The organism is Pantoea sp. 18069 (assembly GCF_902706035.1).
Classification (GTDB): Bacteria; Pseudomonadota; Gammaproteobacteria; order Burkholderiales; family Burkholderiaceae_C; genus Comamonas.
The window spans coordinates 1-15,097 of the sequence record NZ_CACSJA010000007.1 but is presented as its reverse complement, the minus strand read 5'-3'; the positions used below and the strand labels follow the sequence as shown (position 1 = coordinate 15,097).

Sequence of the window (15,097 nt, the reverse complement as noted above, 5' to 3'; positions counted from 1 at the left end):
TGTCTTATGGTTGCAAAACCGCCCTTTGGTACAAGATGCCTTCTGGCACTTGATACCGTCACAGCGAAGGCTCCACCTTTTTGCGGGTGGCCTCGGACTGCAGACAGCCCCTTCTTGCAACGCCCGCACGGGCGCGCCGCTGCCTCATTACTCCGTCTCGCTAAACTGCCTGCCAGGGCACGCGGGTGTCGTACCACGACAGGAGACCTTGATGACGCTGACCGTTCACCACCTCGAAACCTCGCGCTCGCAGCGCATCCTGTGGCTGCTCGAGGAACTCGGTGTGCCGTATGCGCTGCGCGTTTACCAGCGCGACGCCAAAACCCGGCTTGCGCCGCCCGAACTCAGGGCCATCCACCCGCTGGGCAAGTCGCCCGTGATCACCGACGGCGCCGTGGTGGTCGCCGAATCGGGGGCGATCATCGAGTACCTGGCCGAATGCCATGGCGCCCAGGCGCTGGCCGAGCTGGCCCACCTCGAGCCAGCAAGAGGCACGCCCGCGCACCGCGAATGCCGCTTCTGGATGCACTACGCCGAAGGCTCGCTGATGAACTGGCTGGTCATGAAGCTGGTGTTCGACACCATACCGCGCCAGCCCATGCCGTTTTTCGTGCGCCCGATCGCGCGCGGCCTGTGCGCCAAGGTGCAGCACAAGCTGATCAGCCCGAATGTGCAGACCGCGCTGGCGTTCATGGATGCGCACCTGGCGCGCAACCGCTGGTTTGCGGGCGAGCACCTGACCATGGCCGACTTCCAGATGAGCTTTGCCGTCGAAGCCGCGCTGGCGCGCAGCGGCAACGAGGCCGCCTGGCCGCATCTGCTGGCCTACCGCGAGCGCATGCGGGCGCGGCCGGCTTATCAGCGCGCCTTGCAAAAGGGCGGGCCGGTGGTGATGACCTCTTGAGCCGGGAAACAGCGGGCCTCACAATCCCGTTCGCTCTGGTCCTGAGCTTGGCGAAGGATCGAAGGGACGGTATTTTTGCCGTCCTGCCTCAGCGTCCGCCCGCTTCCCATTCGCCCACGCCTGCTGCCTGGGCCTGGCCCAACGCCGCGGCATAGCGCCCGGGATTGCCGCCGAATTCCGCCGTGGCGCGGCGTGCCATCTCCAGCAGTGCCGTGACGGCCGCCTGCATCGCCGCGGCTTGTGCCAGGCGCGACAAGGGGCCGGAAATCGTCAGCGCTCCCTTGAGCTCGCCTTGCGCGCCGAATACCGGCACGGACGCCGATGCCGTCTCGGGGTCGCGCTCGCCATAGGACGTCGCCCACAGGCGCTCGCGGACCATGTTGTCGCCTTCCTCGCCTTCGCCAAAGGCGAGCAGCACCTTGCCGGAAGCCCCGCGCTGCACGTCGAACTCCTCGCCGATGCGGATCGATACGCGCACCGCGCGCGCGGGCTCCACGCGGCTGAGCACCAGCCGCCGGGGGCCTGCGCGCACGTAGAACGATGCGGTTTCTCCCAGTGTCTGGCTCAGTTGCGCAAGAAGGGGCTCGACGATGGAGTCGATGCGAAACGATCGCTGGTAGTTCGCCGCCAGGCGCATGGGCGCGGGCCCGATCGCATAGAGGCCGTCGTCGAGCTTGCGGATGAAGCCGCCGTGCTCGAGCGCGCCCAGCAGGCGCAGCACCGTGCTTTTGTAGAGGCCTGTGCGCCTGGACAGCTCGGTCAGCGTGAGTCGCTCATCGGTGGGCGCAAACGCGGACAGCAGTGCGAAAGCACGGTCGAGGACGGCGACACCGCTGGATGGGTCAATGGCGTCGTTGTTCATGGAGTGATATCGGGCAAAACGGATAAGTGTTCCGTTGAGTAGAACACGAGTGGCGACCTGCGTTTTCTACGGGTTACTACCCGTATCGCAACTTTCGCGGCGCCTTTAAAGTTCTTTTCAATAGAACTTAGTTCTGTCAGAAAGAACATTCAATCGTTAACAGTCCTCAATGCTGCCGGACCGAAGCGCTTTTCAATACAACTACTGGAGACATCCATGCCCGTCTTGCCCCGTCTGCTCAGCGCCTGTGTGCTGCTGGCTGTTTCCGCCGCCGCGATCGCGCAGCCGGCCTATCCCAATCAGTCCATCAAGGTCGTCGTGCCGTTTCCGCCCGGTGGGGGCACGGACATCGTGACGCGCATGGTGCTCGAGAAGATCAGAATGTCCACCGGCTGGACGCTGGTCGTCGAGAACAAGGCCGGAGCCGGCGGCAACATCGGGCTCGATGCGGTCGCCAAGGCCAATCCCGACGGTTACACCATTGGCATGGCCCAGACGGCCAACCTGGCGATCAATCCCAGCCTGTACGCCAAGATGCCCTATGACGCCGCCAAGGCCTTCGTGCCGGTGGCCACCGTCGCCGGGCAGCCCGTGGTGCTGGTGGTCAACAGCGCGTCGAGCTTCAAGACCCTGGCCGACCTGGTGCAGGCCGCCAAGGCCAAGCCCGAGTCGCTGTCCATGGCGTCTGCGGGCAATGGCACGGTAGGCCATCTGACGGGCGAAATCTTCACGCGCCAGGCGGGCATCAAGACCAACCACATCCCCTACAAGGGCGCGGGCCCGGCCGCCAACGACCTGCTGGGCAACCAGGTCGACTACTACTTCGCGACGCCGCAGACCGTGATCTCCTTTATCAAGGCGGGCAAGCTGCGTGCGCTGGCCGTGAGCTCGGCCAAGCGTCTGGCGGTGCTGCCCGATGTGCCGACGGTGGCGGAAAGCGGCTACAAGGACTTCCACACCAGCGACTGGAAGATGCTGGTCGCGCCCGCAGGCACGCCCCCTGCCGTGCTCGCCAGGCTGCAGGCCGAAGTCGCCAAGGCGCTCGCCCGTCCCGACACCCTTGCCACGCTGCAGGCCGAAGGCAGCGCGCCCCTGGTGACCACGCCGCAAGAGGCGGCCAACCTGCTGACGACCGAGCAGCAGCGCTGGAGCAGCGTGGTGCGCAGCGGCAGTGTCAAGCTCGACTGAAGCCAGGCAGGAACAAGGAAACTCTTCATGGCGATCCAACCCCTGCACGGCATTCGCGTGCTCGACCTCACCAATGTTCTGGCCGGGCCTTTTGCCTGCCACCAGCTCGCCCATATGGGCGCCGATGTCATCAAGGTCGAGGCCAGGCAGGGAGGCGACCTGGCGCGCCAGCTCGGCGCGGACCAGGCACTGAACCAGGGCCATATGGGTGTGTCGTTTCTGGCGCAGAACCCGGGCAAGCGCTCGATCACGCTGAACCTCAAGCATCCGCTGGGCAAGGAAGCGCTGCGCCGACTGGTGCGCACGGCCGATGTGCTGGTCGAGAACTACCGCCCGGGCGTGATGCAGCGGCTGGAACTGGGCTACGAGGACCTGCTCAAGGAGAACCCCAGGCTCATCTACTGCGCGATCTCGGGCTTTGGCCAGGACGGTCCGCTGCGTGATCTGCCTGCCTACGACCAGATCATCCAGGGCATGTCGGGGATGATGAGCATTACCGGCGCGCCGGAGAACGCGCCTTACCGCGTGGGCTACCCCGTGGCCGACACCATTGGCGGCATCACCGCGGCGTTCGCGGTGGCTTCGGCGCTGGCCGACCGCAATCGCACGGGCGGCGTGTTCATCGACGTGTCCATGCTGGAAGCGGCGATGGCGACCATGGGCTGGGCGGTATCCAACCACCTGATCGCCGGGCGCGCACCCCAGCCGCTGGGCAATGACAACGTCACGGCAAGCCCTTCGGGCACGTTCCGCACGGGCGACGGCCTGCTCAACATCGCGGCCAACAAGCAGGAACAGTTTGCCGCCGTCTGCGCGGTGCTGGGCCACGAGGAATGGCTGAGCGACGCGCGCTTTGCCGATCGCCATGGCCGGCTGAAGCACCGCGCCGAGCTCAAGGCGCTGATCGAGGACGTGCTCGCGGGTCAATCGGCCGACGCGTGGTGGAAGCTGCTCAACGACGCGGGCGTGCCCGCGGGCCCGGTCTACACCGTGCCGCAGGCGCTGGACCATCCGCAGATTGCCGGGCGCGGCATGGTCGGCACTTTCAAGGACGTGCCCGGCGTGGGCCGCGATATCCGCGTGGTGCGTACCGGCTTCAAGCTCAATGGCGAGGCACCGACGGTGGCCTCGCCCCCGCCCCAACTGGGCGAACACACGGCGTCCATCATGGCCGAGCTCGGCTATACGGAGGCCGAAATCCAGAACTTGGTACAGGAGAAAGTGGTATGAGCACACAGGATTCCCGCGTCAGCGACTGGTGGCGCACCTCCATCATCGAGATGAGTCCCGGCAAGATCCGCTACAGCGGCTATGCGATCCAGGACCTGATCGGCAACGTGAGCTTTGCCCAGATGATCTGGCTGATGACGCGTGGCGAGCTGCCAGGCGCTGGCCAGGGGCGCTTGCTGGACGCGGCGCTGATGTCGGCGGTGGACCACGGCCCGCAGGCGCCGAGCATTGCCATCGCGCGCATGGCGGCGACCTGCGGCGTGGGCCTCAACAATGCCATGGCCTCGGCCGTCAATGTGCTGGGCGATGTGCATGGCGGCGCGGGCGAGCAGGCCGTGGAGATGTACCAGGACATCGCGGCGCGCCAGGACGCCGGTGCGTCGCTGGAAGACGCGGTGCGCGCCGGGCTGGACGCGGCGATCGAGCGCCATGGCAAGTTTGTCTCGGGCTTTGGCCATCGCTTCCACCCCGTGGACCCGCGCGCGCCGCGCCTGCTCGAGCTGGTCGACGAAGCCGCTGCGCAGGGCATTGTGGGCGGGCGCTTTGCGGCCATAGGGCGGGCGGTGGAGGAGGAACTCGCGGCGCGCAAGAACGGCCGGCGCATTCCCATGAACATCGACGGCGCGACGGCCGTGATCTACGCGGAACTGGGTTTTCCGGCGCCGCTGGCGCGCGGGCTGTTCTGCCTGTCGCGCTCCGTGGGCATTCTGTCGCATGCCTGGGAGCAGACCGGCCAGGGCGGGCGCAACAAGGGGCCCATTCCGCGCGAATACCTCTGGACCTACGACGGCCCGGCGCCGCGCGAGGTGCCGCAGCGCGGGTCCTGACGGTTGCCGGCCATGGCGGCTGGAACGCAGTGAAAGCGGTATCGCCCGTCGTCCGGCGCAGGCTTCTTCAAGCGCTGCGCAGCAGCTGCGCCAGCGCCGGCGCGAGCGTGGGGTGGCGCCACTCGAAGCCCGCGGCCTGGGTGCGCCGCGGCGAAAGCCGCTGGCCGCCAAGCAGCAGAACCGACATCTCGCCCAGCGCCAGGCGCAGCGCCCAGGCCGGCGCGGGCAGCACGGCGGGGCGGTGCAGCGCGTGCGCCAGGGTGCGGGTGAACTCCAGGTTGCGCACCGCCTCGGGCGCGCAGGCGTTGAAGACGCCGCTGCAGTCGTCGCGCCGCAGCAGGTGGTCGATCAGGGCCACCATGTCGTCGATATGTATCCAGGGCATCCATTGCCGGCCGCTGCCCAGCCGACCGCCCAGGCCCAGCCGGAACGGCGGCAGCAGCCGCCCCAGCACGCCGCCCTGCGGCGCCAGCACGGGCGCGGTGCGCAGCAGCGCCACGCGCACTCCCCATTGGCGCGCCTGTCGGGCTTCCTGCTCCCAGGCCGCGCACAGGCGGCTGCCGAAATCGGCACGGGTCGCGGCGCTGTTCTCGTCCAGCGGCTGATCGCCGCCATCGCCATACCAGCCCACGGCCGAGCCCGACAGCAGCACGCGCGGCGGCGCGGGCTGGCGGCCCATCCAGTCGACCAGCGTGCGCGTCAGATCCACGCGGCTGCGCCACAGCAATTCGCGCCGTGCCCGGGTCCAGCGGCGGTCGGCAATCGGCGCGCCCGCGAGGTTGACCACGGCGTCCATGGCGGGGGCACCGTCAAGCTCCTGCAGCCGCGCCACGCCGCGCGCTCCGCTGCACAGCGCGGCCACCTGCTCGGGGCGGCGGCTCCAGACAAACAGTTCATGGCCTTGGCGCTGCCAGTGCTGGCACAGGGCACGGCCGATCAGGCCGGTGCCGCCGGTAAGCAGAATGCGCATGGGTTGCCCTCCTTGGATAGTTGGTTGAAGCGCACGGCGTCGCCACGGCAGACGCTGGCCATCGTAAGCCCAGAGGCCGCCGCTGTCTTCGGGCCGCAGCCGCTGGTCGTTCACCGCGGGGGCTGCGGGGCCGCGGCCTCGGCCTGGAGCGCGCGCAAGGCCAGGGCGGCGTCCACACGTTGCATCTCCTGGGGCGAAAACAGCTGCTGACACAGTTGCTGCAGCAGCGTGCCGTCGTTGTCTGGCGCGGCACGGGCCCGGGCGTAGAGGGTCAACCGCTGCTGCCAGTGCTGTTCTTCGCGGTCGAGCCGGGCAAGCGCATGGGCCGCGGCCTCGCCGTAACGCGCGCTGCGCGCCGCGTGGCGCTGGTAGATGTCGGCGTTTTGGGCATCGAAGGCGGCGGTCTGCGACGCCACCGCCAGGTGCTCGGTGGCGGTGTTGCGCTGCGCCACACGCTCCCGGGGCAGGCCATCGTCGGTGGCTTGCATGGCCTTGGCGCGCTGCGCCGGGCTCCATCGCGCGTCATGGGCGGCTTCCAGACGCGCCAGGGTGTGCCGGTTGAGTTCGTCCTCGCGCGCGAAAAGTGCCGCGTATTCGTCGCCGTCGAAAAACTGCCGGCGTATGGCCTGGCGCGCCTGCAGCGCCTGGCGCAGGCCGCGCACAGCGTCCAGGCCCTGCGGCGCGCGCAACTGCCCCAGCGCCACGCGCAAGTCCACGTAGCGCTCGGCGAGCGCCAGCGCGCGCGCGGCCAACGCGGCGGGAAAATGGCTGCCCACCAATCCGGCCAGGCGTTGCTTGAGCACCGACGGGGTGCTTGCCTCTCCCGCCTGCGTCAGCAGGCTTTCGAGCGTGTAGATCAGGTCTTGCGTGAGCAGCGGGTCGGCGGCCCCGCCTGCGCTGTCGACCTCGGGCAGCGCCAGTGTTCGTGCCTGCGGGTCGCGAAGATGCGCGGCAGCATAGGGCCCGGGTTGCAGGACGGCCGCGTCATGGGAAGGGGTCACTGCCCCGCGCCCCCGCGTTGGATACGGCCAGCCGCACAGGCCAAGCAGGGTGCTGACCGTGACCGCGGCGACGGTTGCCAGATGGTGTGCCTGCCTTGCCATGGTCTACAGGCCCAGGCGTTGCAGCCGGTGGGCGTGCTGGCGGTACAGCGTCACCGGATCGGTCGAGAACCCGTCGCGCAAACCCAGCAACTGGTTGATTTCGTCCAGATGGTTCTGTGGGTAGTCGCCGAGGTGCTTTCCCAGGTGTGACGAACACGCCGGGACCATGCCGTCATTGGGTTCGTCAAACACCCGGCTCAGCAGGCTGAACACGATATCGCTGGCATCGAGCAGGTTGGTGCGGGGCTGGATGCCGGTCCACGAGTAGTAGCGCACGCCATCCACCACTTCGTCCCCGTCGCCGCAGTCGCTGGGCAGGCCTTGGGGAAAGCGCTGGTTGAAGTCGCTTATGCCAGGCCTGGTGAACGAGTCCAGGGCCGCTGGCGGCAACTGCGGCAAGCTGCTTCCCCCGGACAGCAGCTTGATCAACGTCAGCAGCGCATGGGCTGCGCCTTGCGCCCATGCTGCCGCCGCCGATCCCTCGGGCGCGGCGGCGCGCAGCATGTCCGCGAGGCGCGACCCTCTGTGGGGGGAGCCGATGGCGGTGACGGATGCGACCAGCTGCGGTGCGACGCCCGCCACGTAACGCGCAGTGAGCCCTCCGTGCGAGTGTCCCACCAGGTTGACCTTGGGCACGCCGGTCAAGGCCAGGATGGTCTTGACCTGCTGCAGCAACTGCTCGCCGCGCACTTCCGTGCTGTGGACTGCGGACACCTGGGCCACATGGATGCGCGCCCCGCCCTGGCGCAAGGCATCGGGGATGCCATAGAAGTAATCGATGCCCAGGACCGAGTCAAAACCGAACATCCCGTGCACCAGCACGATGGGGTAGCGCGTCTGCGTATAGCCGTTTTGCGCATGCGCGCTGCCCGCCAGCAGCAGGAGTCCGGCCACGGCCGTGAGCACCAGCGGGCGCACGAAACTGCGCACGAAACCTGTCATATGCGTGTCTCCCCGGGCGTTGTGGACGACACCAGTAGATTCCAGGATTGCCGGCGTGCGTGTCAGGCCAGGGCTGGCGTGCGTGCGCGCCCGGCGCTTGCGTCTGCGCCGGGCGAGACCGTCAGCAAAGCGGCCTTTTTTTCCCGTACAGTGCGAAGCGCTGCCCGGCCTGCGGTTCAGGCCGGGATTTTCCTTCTATTGGAGAGACCGATGATTGTCGAAGTGGTGGATTTCAAGATCGATCCCGCAAAGCACGAAGCCTTTGGCCCGGTGCTGAAGAACGCGGTGGCGACCGTGCTGTCGAAAGCGGCAGGCTATGGCGGCCACAGCGTGCTGGCCTGCATCGAAACCCCGGGCCGCTATGTGCTCACGGTGCACTGGGCGACGCTCGAGGACCACACGGTGGGCTTTCGCGAATCGCCGGCCTTCACCGAATGGCGCGCGCTCATCGGCCCGTTCTTCGCACAGCCGCCGCATGTGGAGCATTTCGCCGTCATCGACAGCCGCGCGGCCGACTGAAGCCTGCGTTCAGCGCAGCATCTGCTTGGCCGGCAGCGGCGCATAGGCCAGATCGGCGACGACTTCGCCGCCCAGCAGGTGCGAGGCGATGATGCGGTCCATGCCGGCTTCATCGACGCCGCCGTACCAGGTGCCTTCGGGAAACACCTGCACCACGGGCCCGAGGTTGCAGGGCCCGAGGCAACTGGTGCGCGCGCTCATCATGCCCCCGCCCGCATTGCGCAGGTCCAGGCGCTTTTGCTCGTTGCGCAGATGGCCCCAGACCAGGGCCGCGCCCGCGTGGTTGCAGGGCCCACCCTGGCAGACCAGTACGCGGCGCTTTTGCGGCGGAATCACCGAGCCCGCGGGCAGGGCCGCCGCGGGCGCATCCACAGAAACCGGGGTCTGCTGCAGCAGACCTTGCACCAGCACATCGATGGCCAGGCTATCGCCGGGCGCAGTGCACAGGTGCACCTCGGGAAGTCGATGCGTCTGCGCGCCCTGGGCAGCGCGCCGCCAGCGCTGTACCGCGCCCGTGATCCAGCTGCGAAACCCCGGCTCCATGGGCAGCAGCAGCGGCACGATGGTGATGTCGTCGGCATCGTCCGCAGCCAGCAGGTCCAGCGCTTGGCGCAGGCTGGGGCTGCCCTGTTCGCTGAACGCGTGCACGACCGCGGCGAAGTGCCCTGACAGCGCGGCCTGGGTGCGTTGGGCGAGCTCTTCCATTTCGCGCTGGGACGCGCCGGTGATCGACGCCTTGGCCAGCAGGATGGCGGCGCGCCGCGGTGGTGGGGTGTTCATGCAGCCTCGCTTTCGCTGTTCTGTGCGGCAATCGGAATGACATAGGGCAGGCCGCCATCGCTGCCTATGCGTGCGCTGACGCCGAACAGGGCTTCAACGTTGTCGGCAGTGAGCACCTGCTGCGGCGTGCCGGCAGCCAGCACGGCGCCGGCGCGCAGCATCAGCAGCCGGTCGCAAAAGCGCGCGGCCAGCGCCAGGTCATGGATGGCGATGACCGCGCCCACGCCGCGCTGGCGCGACAGCTCGTGCACGGTCTGCAGTGTCGCGAGCTGGTGGCGCAGGTCCAGGTCGCTGGTCGGTTCATCGAGCAGCAGCAGCCGGCCCTGCTGGGCCAGGGCGCGCGCCATCAGCACGCGCTGGCGTTCGCCGCCGCTCAGATCGCTGAAGTGGCGCAGCGCCAGCGGCTGCAGCGCCAGGCGTGCTATCGCGGCCAGCGCAATCGCTTCGTCCTGCTGCGCCGTGCCGCGGCCGCGGTGGGGCAGCCGGCCCAGCAGCACCATGTCGATCACGCGCAGCGACATGCTCGGGCCGGTGTGCTGGGGCACATAGGCAATGGCGCGCGCCAGTTCGTGGCGCGTATGGCCGGCCAGCGAACGGCCTTCGAGCAGCAGGCTGCCGCCGCTCAGCGGCCGCAGGCCCGCAAGACACTTGAGCAGCGAGCTCTTGCCCGAGCCGTTGGGGCCGACCAGGCCCAGCACTTCGCCCGGTGCCAGCGTGAAATCCACGCCGCGCAGCACTTCGGCCGAAGCGCGCCCGCCATAGCGGCTGCGCAGTGCCGTGGCCTGCAGGAGAGGGGCTTGGCTCATGATGCCATCTCGTTGCGCCGCGTGAGCAGCAGGTGCAGGAACAAGGGCACGCCCAGAAAGGCGACGACGATGCCCACGGGCACAATCACCGGCGCGAACAGCAGGCGCCCGGCCATGTCGGCCAGCAGCACCAGCAGCGCGCCGACCACGGCGGCAAACGGCAGCAGGGCGCGGTGGTCGCCGCCTATCAGCAGGCGCGCGATATGCGGCGCGACCAGGCCCACAAAACCGATCACGCCCGTGAAGCTCACGATGGCCGCGCTGCTGAGCACGGCGGCCAGCGTGATGGCAATGCGCGCGCGCGCCACGGCCACGCCCAGGGACGCGGCCACATCGTCGCCGCCCGCGCTGAACGCATTGAGCGCGCCCGCATGCGCGAGCAGCACGGGCGTGCAGACCAGGCACACGGCGCCGGCCACGGCCACTTCATGCCAGGTGCGGCCGTTGAGCGAGCCGAAAGTCCAGTGCACGATGGCCGCGAGCTGCTGCTCGCTGGCAAAGAACTGCAGCGTTGCCGTGAGCGCGCCGAACAGATAGGTGAACGCCACGCCGGCGAGCACCAGCACCATGGCGTTGACGCCGCGCAGCGAGGCCAGCGCCAGCACCGCGGCCGCGCAGACCATGGCCGCGGCAAAAGCCAGGCCCACCGTCCACCAGGCGCCGACGGCCGGAAGATTGTTCCAGCCCAGCAAAATGGCAATCGACGCGCCAAACGCCGCGGCCGGCGAAATGCCCAGCGTGTAGGGGCTGACCAGCGGGTTGCGGGTAATGCCCTGCATCGCGACCCCGGCCATGGCCAGCCCCGCGCCGCAGACCAGGGCCATGGCCGTGCGCGGCAGGCGCAGCTGCAGCAGCACATTGCGCTGCGGGCCGTCGACGGCCAGCCCATCCAGGCCCGGCAGCAGCGACAGCAACTGTTGCGCCACCGTGCCCATGGACTGCGACTGCACGCCCAGGCTCAGCGAGGCGAGCACGGCCAGTGCCAGTGCAGCCAGCGCCAGGGCCCCGATGCGCCAGCGGCTTGCGCGCAGTCGGCGCAGCGCCTGCGGCAATGCGGCCTCGGCCGGGACCGCGGTGATCGCGCTCATGCGCGCTCCTTCGCGCTGTCCAGCGATTGCCAGTAGCCGCGCTGGGCGGGCACGCCCTGGAAGTCCTGCAGCCAGGTTCCCATGACCGCCTCGGTATCTATGCCCACCATGCGCTCGGGGTGCAGCCACTGCGCGATCTGCAGCGCGCCCGTGATCTTGGAGCAAGCCGAGGCGAGGTAATAGCTCAGGTGATAGACCTGCGCGCGGCGCAGGGCCGGCGTGCCCTGCAGGCCGGGGCGCGCGGCGAGCTTGCCCAGCACCTCGGCCGAGAACGCGCGCGGATGCGGCAGGTACTGGCCGGGCTGCAGCTTGATGACGACTTCGGGGCTGCGCGCCTGCACCTCTTCGGGGTCGACCTCGAAGTTCTGCACATTGCCGCGCGGCGAGACGCCGCCGGGCAGCAGAATGTCGCCAAACACATTGCGCCCGCCGCCGGCTTCGATCATGTCGTGCCAGCCCGAGCCCTGCAGCGCGGTCCTGTACTGGCCGACTTCCTCGAAATACACGCGCTTGGGCGTGACGCCCTGCAGGCGGCGGTGCAATGTGTCCCTCCAGTGGCGATAGAAGGCGTTGAGCTGCGCGGCGCGCTCGGGCTGCTGGAACAGCCGGCCCAGCAGCGTGACGTTCCACTCGTGCTTGAGCAAATCCCAGCCGGTCACGACGATCACGGGAATGCCGAAGGGCTGCAGCACCTGGGCGGCCTTCTTCCAGTCGCTGTTGCGCGGCATGAAGACCGCGTCGGCCTGCATGCCGACGATGGCTTCGTAGTTCAGGCTGGACTGGCCGCTGCCGGCCAGCATGCCGGGTGTCACGCCGGGCCAGTAGTCGGGGAACTTGCGGCCATCGAAGTCCACGCCGACCACGGCCGGCATCGCGCCTATGGCGCGTATGAACTCGGTCGTGTAGCGGTTGAACACCACGACACGCCGCAGCGGCAGCGTGACCGCCACGCTGCGGCCCAGATCGTCGGTGATCTGCGTGGCCGCGCGCGCCGCGCCGGCAGCGAACCCAGCAAGACCGGCCGCGCCCGCCAGGCCGTGCAGCAGCGCCTGGCGGCGGCCCGGAATGCGGTCGTCAGAACGCATAGACACCGGTCAGCCACAGCGTGCGTGGCCGCCCGAGAATCCACTGCACTTCCGAGCCCTGCGTGGCGTAGCTTTTGTCAAACACATTGTCCAGGCGCAGGTCCAGCGTCATGTCCTTGGTCGCGCGCCAGTTAATGCCCGCGTTGACCACGGTGTACGACGGCAGCGAGGCGGTGTTGGTGTTGTTCACGTAGCGCTGGCCCACGTACTGCAGCGCAGTGCGCGCGGTCCAGTCGGGCGCAAAGCGCCAGAACGCGGCGAGGTTCGCGCTGCGCTTGGGCACGGTCATGGGTACATTGCCCGCGAGCTGGCGCGCGGCGCCGCCGACCTGGGCCGTGAAGTCGTCGAACTTGGGGTCGAGCAGGGTGCCGTTGATTTCCAGGCGCCATGCGCCCAGGCGCGTTGATGCCGAGGCCTCGATGCCGCGCGAGGACTGCTGGCCCACCTGTTCCTGGAGGGTCGGGTTGGCGAGGTTGGCGGTCAGCAGGTCCTTCTTGACCAGGTGATAGGCCGCGAGCGTCCAGTCGAAGCGCCCGCCCCAGAGGCTTTGCTTGAGGCCCACTTCGACCTGCCGGCCCGCGGACAGGCCAAAGCCCTGCTGGTTGGCGCCTATGCTGGCCAGCGAAGTCACCGGGTCCTGCGCCGTCGCGACCTGGCCGTACAGCGCCACATCGGGCACAGGGTTGAAGACCAGGCCCAGGCTGGCACTCGTTCCGCTGACCTTGCCGTTGGTGATCTTGCTCGACTGGCGGTCTTCGCGTTCGGTGCTGTAGCGGTCGTGGCGCAGGCCGGCAACCATGGACCAGCGCTCATTGAGCGTCAGGTGGTTCTCGAAGAAAACGCCGGTGCGCTCGAGATCGAGGAAGTACATGGGGATAGATTCGCCCTGCCACGCATCGCGGTAGTGGCCCGGCACCGGGTTGAACGCGTCCACCGTGGAGCTGCCGCCGCGGTTGTTGTCGAAGCGGTCGTAGTAGCCGCGCTCGAGCTGAAAGCCCGCGAGGAACTGGTTCTTGCGGCCAGCGAGCTGTCCCTGGAACTTCGCGTAGGTGTTGATGCCTTCCTGGGTCTGGCGCGAGTAGGAGATATCGCGGTAGCTGGTGCGGCGCACGGTGGAGGTGGCCGGCAGATAGGTGAACACGGTCGCGTCGCGGTAGCGGCGGTTGTGTTCCAGGCTGTAGAGCGTGTTGTGCACGCTGATATCGGCCGAAGGCTGCCACTGCGTGTCCAGCGTGACCCAGCGGTCCTGGAAGAACAGGTCGCTGTCGGCGATGTTGTAGTTCTTCGTTTCGGTGCCGGGCACGGGCGCGCCGTTGAACACCGGCGTGCCCAGGTAGTGCATGGGCTTTTGCCGGCCGTAGTCGGCCGCCAGGATGAAGTTCAGCTGCGGCGACAGGTCGTAGCGCAGCGAGGCTGAAGCCGCCAGCGTTTCGGACTCCCCGCGGTCCACCCAGTTGTCCGAGCTGCGGTGGCTCAGGTCCACGCGATAGGAAAAGCCATTGCCCAGCGGCCCGGTGCTGCTCAGCGCCCGGTGCCAGGAGTTGTCGCCGCCCACACCCAGGCCGACTTCATGCGCGGACTGCGTCGGGTCGGGGCGCTTGCTGACCACGTTGACCGCGCCGCCGATGGCGCCCGCGCCATAGAGCACCGAGGCCGGGCCGTAAAGCGCCTCGATGCGCTCGACGTTCCAGGGATCGAACGGAAAGCTCACCACGCCGCCCGCATTGGACAGTTCCAGGCCGTTGTAGAGCTGCTTGACCGAGTTGACGCCGGTGAAGCCGCGCGCGCTGAGCACATTGCCGCCATTGCCCGGGCTGTTGGCCGAGCTCATGCCCGGGGCCAGCGTCTTGGCGTCGATGACCGAAGTCGTGCCCAGCGCACGGATCAGCTCGCCGTCAATGATGGCCACGCTGGCCGGCGTTTCAAACGGCGTGAGCTCGAGCCGGCTGCCGGCCGTCGATTTCTGCACCAGCGGCGTGGCGATGCCACGCTCTTCGGTGACGGTGATCGCATCGAGCGTGGGAGCGGGCGCGCTGTCCGCGCTCTGCGCATGGACGAGAACCCAGGGATAGACGGCCGCAAGGGCGAACGGGAGCGCAGCAAGGCGCGCACGAAGGACGGGCTTCATGAAATGGGCAATCGAAAAAAGCAACCCTGGCCGGCATCCCCGCCGGCGTCTGGGCGTTACGAAAGCGCCGCCCGTTCACGCGGCAGCGCTGTCACTTTGTTGGCCGGTATCCGGGCTGGCGGCACTGCATCCATCGCCTTCCCAGGCGCTTGTTCAAGGCGTCCAGTGGCTATGTGGAGGGATGCTGAAAGCACCTCGGCTGCGCCGGGGGGCTTTCGTCCGTTTGACCGTTGCGGGGGCAGCGCAGGCCAGACCCGGGGGCGCGCCAGCGCTGCATTTCAGCGGCTGGGGGCTTGTAGGTCCTCCTGCTTCCCGTTGAACTGCGGCATGTGAACCACGCCGCGAGCACCAACGAACGGGATTCTAAGGGCCATCCCTTTCAAGGTGTTTCGATCGTGTTCATGTAACCTACTGAGCGCCCGAGGTTTGCGGGCGTTCAGGAGAAGAAAATCTGGCAAGAAGTCATTGAGCGGTTCGAGCAGCAGGCACCGGGTGCCGTGATGGCGCACCTAGCGTTGGATCAGGCATTGCCGGCCACCTGGATCGACGAGGTGTTCCAGGCGCACCGCAGCCGGCAGTACCCGCGTGAGCTGCTGTTCTCCAGCGTGGTGGAGTTGATGCTGCTGGTCACGCTGGGGCTGCGCCCCTCACTGCACGCAGCCGCC

At 68.3% G+C, this 15,097-nt stretch carries 14 protein-coding genes, 1 pseudogene and 1 riboswitch; of the genes and pseudogenes, 6 read left to right on the top strand and 9 right to left on the bottom strand.

All coding sequences use genetic code 11. From position 1 onward, the window contains the following. Window positions 1-211 precede the first annotated feature (211 nt). Window positions 212-904 carry a glutathione S-transferase family protein gene (locus GVL12_RS07570; RefSeq protein ID WP_159912486.1) on the top strand — a complete coding sequence of 231 codons (693 nt, stop codon included), beginning with the start codon at window positions 212-214 and terminating at the stop codon, window positions 902-904. Window positions 905-992: 88 nt separating this feature from the next. Here the strand turns inward: GVL12_RS07570 and GVL12_RS07565 are convergent, their stop codons facing one another. Then, window positions 993-1,766 carry an IclR family transcriptional regulator gene (locus GVL12_RS07565; protein ID WP_159912484.1) on the bottom strand — a complete coding sequence of 258 codons (774 nt, stop codon included), beginning with the start codon at window positions 1,764-1,766 and terminating at the stop codon, window positions 993-995. A 216-nt stretch (window positions 1,767-1,982) separates the two neighbouring features. Here GVL12_RS07565 and GVL12_RS07560 point away from each other — a divergent pair, with 216 nt between their 5' ends. Genes GVL12_RS07560 through GVL12_RS07550 form a run of 3 tightly spaced genes read left to right on the top strand, consistent with a single transcriptional unit; the run spans window position 1,983 to window position 5,011 of the window. Next, complete coding sequence (locus GVL12_RS07560) at window positions 1,983-2,954, top strand: tripartite tricarboxylate transporter substrate binding protein (protein WP_159912482.1); 972 nt, start codon at window positions 1,983-1,985, stop codon at window positions 2,952-2,954. A gap of 27 nt (window positions 2,955-2,981) precedes the next feature. Next, window positions 2,982-4,184, top strand: coding sequence for a CaiB/BaiF CoA-transferase family protein (locus tag GVL12_RS07555; RefSeq protein WP_159912480.1), 1,203 nt, complete (start codon window positions 2,982-2,984; stop codon window positions 4,182-4,184). Then, window positions 4,181-5,011, top strand: a complete 831-nt coding sequence (locus GVL12_RS07550) for a citryl-CoA lyase (protein WP_159912478.1) — start codon at window positions 4,181-4,183, stop codon at window positions 5,009-5,011. The genes GVL12_RS07555 and GVL12_RS07550 overlap by 4 nt, the downstream gene beginning before the upstream one ends. 67 nt (window positions 5,012-5,078) lie before the next feature. Here the strand turns inward: GVL12_RS07550 and GVL12_RS07545 are convergent, their stop codons facing one another. The 3 genes from GVL12_RS07545 to GVL12_RS07535 form a co-directional block, all read right to left on the bottom strand. Continuing rightward, on the bottom strand, window positions 5,079-5,981 hold the full coding sequence (locus GVL12_RS07545) for a TIGR01777 family oxidoreductase (RefSeq protein WP_159912476.1): 903 nt from the start codon (window positions 5,979-5,981) through the stop codon (window positions 5,079-5,081). A 110-nt stretch (window positions 5,982-6,091) separates the two neighbouring features. After that, window positions 6,092-6,982 (bottom strand): lipase secretion chaperone, encoded by an 891-nt coding sequence (locus GVL12_RS07540; protein ID WP_200843574.1) that lies wholly within the window; start codon window positions 6,980-6,982, stop codon window positions 6,092-6,094. A gap of 105 nt (window positions 6,983-7,087) precedes the next feature. Further along, window positions 7,088-8,026, bottom strand: a complete 939-nt coding sequence (locus GVL12_RS07535) for a triacylglycerol lipase (protein WP_159912472.1) — start codon at window positions 8,024-8,026, stop codon at window positions 7,088-7,090. Between the two features lie 210 nt (window positions 8,027-8,236). Here GVL12_RS07535 and GVL12_RS07530 point away from each other — a divergent pair, with 210 nt between their 5' ends. Further along, on the top strand, window positions 8,237-8,545 hold the full coding sequence (locus tag GVL12_RS07530; protein ID WP_159912470.1) for an antibiotic biosynthesis monooxygenase family protein: 309 nt from the start codon (window positions 8,237-8,239) through the stop codon (window positions 8,543-8,545). Window positions 8,546-8,554: 9 nt separating this feature from the next. Here GVL12_RS07530 and GVL12_RS07525 read toward each other — a convergent pair whose 3' ends face one another. The 5 genes from GVL12_RS07525 to GVL12_RS07505 are packed head-to-tail and all read right to left on the bottom strand — an operon-like array spanning window position 8,555 to window position 14,432. After that, the gene (locus tag GVL12_RS07525; RefSeq protein WP_159912468.1) at window positions 8,555-9,325 is read right to left on the bottom strand and encodes a ferredoxin; all 771 of its coding nucleotides are present in this window, start codon (window positions 9,323-9,325) and stop codon (window positions 8,555-8,557) included. After that, entirely contained in the window at window positions 9,322-10,131 is an 810-nt protein-coding gene (locus tag GVL12_RS07520) for an ABC transporter ATP-binding protein (RefSeq protein WP_159912466.1), read from the bottom strand. The genes GVL12_RS07525 and GVL12_RS07520 overlap by 4 nt, the downstream gene beginning before the upstream one ends. Then, window positions 10,128-11,219, bottom strand: a complete 1,092-nt coding sequence (locus tag GVL12_RS07515) for an iron ABC transporter permease (RefSeq protein ID WP_159912464.1) — start codon at window positions 11,217-11,219, stop codon at window positions 10,128-10,130. Before GVL12_RS07515 ends, GVL12_RS07520 begins: the two co-directional genes overlap by 4 nt. Beyond that, complete coding sequence (locus GVL12_RS07510) at window positions 11,216-12,304, bottom strand: ABC transporter substrate-binding protein (protein WP_159912462.1); 1,089 nt, start codon at window positions 12,302-12,304, stop codon at window positions 11,216-11,218. The genes GVL12_RS07515 and GVL12_RS07510 overlap by 4 nt, the downstream gene beginning before the upstream one ends. Then, on the bottom strand, window positions 12,294-14,432 hold the full coding sequence (locus tag GVL12_RS07505; protein WP_159912460.1) for a TonB-dependent siderophore receptor: 2,139 nt from the start codon (window positions 14,430-14,432) through the stop codon (window positions 12,294-12,296). The genes GVL12_RS07510 and GVL12_RS07505 overlap by 11 nt, the downstream gene beginning before the upstream one ends. 83 nt (window positions 14,433-14,515) lie before the next feature. Further along, a riboswitch (cobalamin riboswitch) is annotated at window positions 14,516-14,800 on the bottom strand. A 132-nt stretch (window positions 14,801-14,932) separates the two neighbouring features. Here GVL12_RS07505 and GVL12_RS07500 point away from each other — a divergent pair. Continuing rightward, window positions 14,933-15,097 (top strand): annotated as a pseudogene (locus tag GVL12_RS07500) (IS4 family transposase); the annotation flags it as partial.

Coding starts and splice junctions, on each gene's coding strand:
- GVL12_RS07560 (WP_159912482.1), top strand. CDS start 1,983: ATGCCCGTCTTGCCCCGTCTGCTCAGCGCCTGTGTGCTGCTGGCTGTT.
- GVL12_RS07530 (WP_159912470.1), top strand. CDS start 8,237: ATGATTGTCGAAGTGGTGGATTTCAAGATCGATCCCGCAAAGCACGAA.
- GVL12_RS07510 (WP_159912462.1), bottom strand. CDS start 12,304: ATGCGTTCTGACGACCGCATTCCGGGCCGCCGCCAGGCGCTGCTGCAC.
- GVL12_RS07520 (WP_159912466.1), bottom strand. CDS start 10,131: ATGAGCCAAGCCCCTCTCCTGCAGGCCACGGCACTGCGCAGCCGCTAT.
- GVL12_RS07545 (WP_159912476.1), bottom strand. CDS start 5,981: ATGCGCATTCTGCTTACCGGCGGCACCGGCCTGATCGGCCGTGCCCTG.
- GVL12_RS07535 (WP_159912472.1), bottom strand. CDS start 8,026: ATGACAGGTTTCGTGCGCAGTTTCGTGCGCCCGCTGGTGCTCACGGCC.
- GVL12_RS07505 (WP_159912460.1), bottom strand. CDS start 14,432: ATGAAGCCCGTCCTTCGTGCGCGCCTTGCTGCGCTCCCGTTCGCCCTT.
- GVL12_RS07570 (WP_159912486.1), top strand. CDS start 212: ATGACGCTGACCGTTCACCACCTCGAAACCTCGCGCTCGCAGCGCATC.
- GVL12_RS07525 (WP_159912468.1), bottom strand. CDS start 9,325: ATGAACACCCCACCACCGCGGCGCGCCGCCATCCTGCTGGCCAAGGCG.
- GVL12_RS07550 (WP_159912478.1), top strand. CDS start 4,181: ATGAGCACACAGGATTCCCGCGTCAGCGACTGGTGGCGCACCTCCATC.
- GVL12_RS07555 (WP_159912480.1), top strand. CDS start 2,982: ATGGCGATCCAACCCCTGCACGGCATTCGCGTGCTCGACCTCACCAAT.
- GVL12_RS07565 (WP_159912484.1), bottom strand. CDS start 1,766: ATGAACAACGACGCCATTGACCCATCCAGCGGTGTCGCCGTCCTCGAC.
- GVL12_RS07515 (WP_159912464.1), bottom strand. CDS start 11,219: ATGAGCGCGATCACCGCGGTCCCGGCCGAGGCCGCATTGCCGCAGGCG.